Origin of the sequence: Gracilibacillus massiliensis (assembly GCF_001458115.1) — a bacterium.
GTDB lineage: Bacteria > Bacillota > Bacilli > Bacillales > Amphibacillaceae > Gracilibacillus > Gracilibacillus massiliensis.
This window is the reverse complement of record NZ_CZRP01000003.1, coordinates 1-2,672: the sequence shown is the minus strand read 5'-3', so window position 1 is coordinate 2,672 and position 2,672 is coordinate 1. Positions and strand designations below refer to the sequence as shown.

Genomic DNA, 2,672 nt, shown 5'->3' with positions numbered 1-2,672 from the left:
TTCACTTTACCAAAAGTTGAGGTGTTTTTTTATACCTATTTCGATTGTCAATGACCATATTTAAACAGTGACATGCTTTACAGCTAGTTATATTTAATGCTTTTTTCTAGCTGCGAAAGTTGAGTTATTACAGTTGTTTATATATATTTTGATGGGATACTGGTAATGGATACTTGCTAATTTCTGCTTTTGACACTTGTTTCATGTTTTCATTCAACTGGATTTCTCCCTTTACTTGAATTAATTTTACATTTAGAAACCAAGTCAAATGGGAAAATACATGTTTTACTTGCTCCAACGTTTCGATAGTATGTATATCTGTTTGATATTTTTCCTGAATATACACAGAAAGATGATTTTCATCTACTTCATCAATCCGAACCATAGGGAATTGCCAGAGTTGAGCAAGTAATCCCTGTTCAGGTCTTTGTTCTATAATAAAATTTCCAGCATCATCTCGGATAACAAGTGCAAAATAAGTATGTGATGACTTTTTCGTTTTTTTCTTTTTAATGGGTAATGTTTGCTCTACACCATCATGATAGGCAACGCAATGCGCTTGTACAGGACACAATAAACAACTTGGACTTTTTGGTGTACAAACTAATGCACCTAACTCCATCATCCCTTGATTAAATGCAGAAGGATTATCTTGAGAAATCAACTCTCGCACTACCGCTTCAAAGGTATTTCGTGTTTTTGCTTTGGCGATATCTTCTTCAATTCGTAAAATTCTTGATAGAACACGCATGACATTTCCGTCAACCGCTGGCTCTGGCTGGTCGAATGCAATACTTAATATCGCCCCTTTTGTATAGGGACCAACACCTTTTAAATCACCTAATTGTTTCGGATCATTTGGAACATTGGCTTCATACTGTTCCACGACTTCTTGGACTGCAGACTGTAAATTGCGGGCACGAGAATAGTATCCTAAACCTTCCCAGGCTTTTAATACTTCTTGCTGATCAGCATTAGCTAAAGCTTCAAGTGTTGGGAAATGTTCCATGAAATTTTGAAAATATGGTATGACGGTGTCGACTTTTGTTTGCTGTAACATAATTTCTGAAACCCAAACTCGATAAGGATCCTGATTTTCGCGCCATGGCAAGATTCTTTGTTCATTTTCAAACCATGTGATTAGATCCGCTTGAAATTGGGGTATATTGATAGTAGACATGTAATTCAAAATAATTCATCCTTTATCACGGTATAATACTCTGTAAGTTTTGCTTTATGATACAATATTAAAAAAGAAAGGGGACAGCTAAGATGGATACTGGCACACACATTGCAATGGGAGTTGCTTTAGGTGGTTTTGCTACATTAGATCCAGTAGTACAGCAAGATCCCACTTTATTTACCGCTGTCATGGTCGGAACGATTATTGGTTCACATTCTCCTGACTTTGATACGGTGCTGAAATTACGAAATAATGCTGTTTATATTAGACACCACCGCGGCATTACTCACTCCATCCCAGCTGTCATTTTCTGGGGAATTACAATTTCTTCAATTATCTATTTATTTGTTCCAGATGTAAGCTTTTTACATCTTTGGTTATGGACATTTTTAGCAGTTATCTTGCATGTAATGGTTGATGTACCCAATGCATATGGTACACAAGCCTATCGACCATTCACAAAAAAATGGATCGCCCATGGCTTCATTAGCACATTTGATCCCTATATTTTCAGTTTACACCTGATTGGGATTATTGCTTGGATTCTGGGTGCTTCACCTGGATCCACTTGGATAATGATTTATTTTATTATTGTATTGTATTACATTAAACGATATATCGACAAGCGGGAAATTGTTAAAATAATTCACGAACATTTTGAACATGTCGAACAAATAGCAACTTCACCTACAACAAAACAGAACATTTGGCGAGTGGCGTTTACTACAGATCAACATTATTTTGTTGGTCGGGTCGAAGATGGACATGTTGAAATAGACGATAAATTTCATCGTCTTTCCGTACCTGAAAATTCCTTATTTGAATTAGCCATGACCGATAAAAATATTTCGGCCTTTCTATCTTTTTCACCTATCTACCGATGGGAGATCAATCTGTTTGACGATTTTTCAGAAATTCGTTTTATTGATTTACGTTATCGTTCTGACGGGCACTATCCATTTGTAGCAGTTGTTCAAATTGATGATAACATGCGCATTATGAATTCCTACACGGGCTGGGTATTTTCAGAAGAAAAATTACAAAACAAATTAAATATGGATAGCAACCCAATTTAAAAGAGGCTGGGACAAAATAATTCTTTAATTAGAAAAATCCAAACGATAGCTATTTGAATCGTTTGGATTTTTATGCGTATTAGGAACGAAGTGCGCAATACTTGATGTATATCTATTATACAAAGTGGTAATTTTGAAATGTATTGTGAGATAAACATCCGCTCCGGCTGCCCACTTCCCTTTTACCACGGGCACAAGTGCAACATCTACTCAAGCAAGCTTTCGTAGTGTTTTCTATGCAGTGGGGTTTTACCTTCAGCTAACTTTTTCAAGCAAAAAGCGCTCGAAAAAGTGGATCTTCAGGTAAAACATTCCCACAGGAGTGAAAGTGGGCGGCCTGCGCTTTGAATATATTCTACAACTGTTATAACAGTTATCAACTTGAGCTTTCTAGAAATGAGATAGAAGTCGTT

The 2,672-nt window shown here is 36.4% G+C and carries 2 protein-coding genes; one reads left to right on the top strand and one right to left on the bottom strand.

Annotated features, from left to right (window positions below):
* Positions 1–127 precede the first annotated feature (127 nt).
* On the bottom strand, positions 128–1,180 hold the full coding sequence (gene mutY / locus BN3107_RS00040; protein ID WP_058305617.1) for an A/G-specific adenine glycosylase: 1,053 nt from the start codon (positions 1,178–1,180) through the stop codon (positions 128–130).
* A gap of 92 nt (positions 1,181–1,272) precedes the next feature.
* On the opposite strand from mutY, the gene BN3107_RS00035 reads away from it, so the two are divergent.
* Positions 1,273–2,259 carry a metal-dependent hydrolase gene (locus BN3107_RS00035; protein ID WP_058305616.1) on the top strand — a complete coding sequence of 329 codons (987 nt, stop codon included), beginning with the start codon at positions 1,273–1,275 and terminating at the stop codon, positions 2,257–2,259.
* Positions 2,260–2,672 lie beyond the last annotated feature (413 nt).

Bases quoted from the DNA above. Each gene is read 5' to 3' on its own strand.
- BN3107_RS00035 (WP_058305616.1), top strand. From the start codon at position 1,273: ATGGATACTGGCACACACATTGCAATGGGAGTTGCTTTAGGTGGTTTT.
- mutY (WP_058305617.1), bottom strand. From the start codon at position 1,180: ATGTCTACTATCAATATACCCCAATTTCAAGCGGATCTAATCACATGG.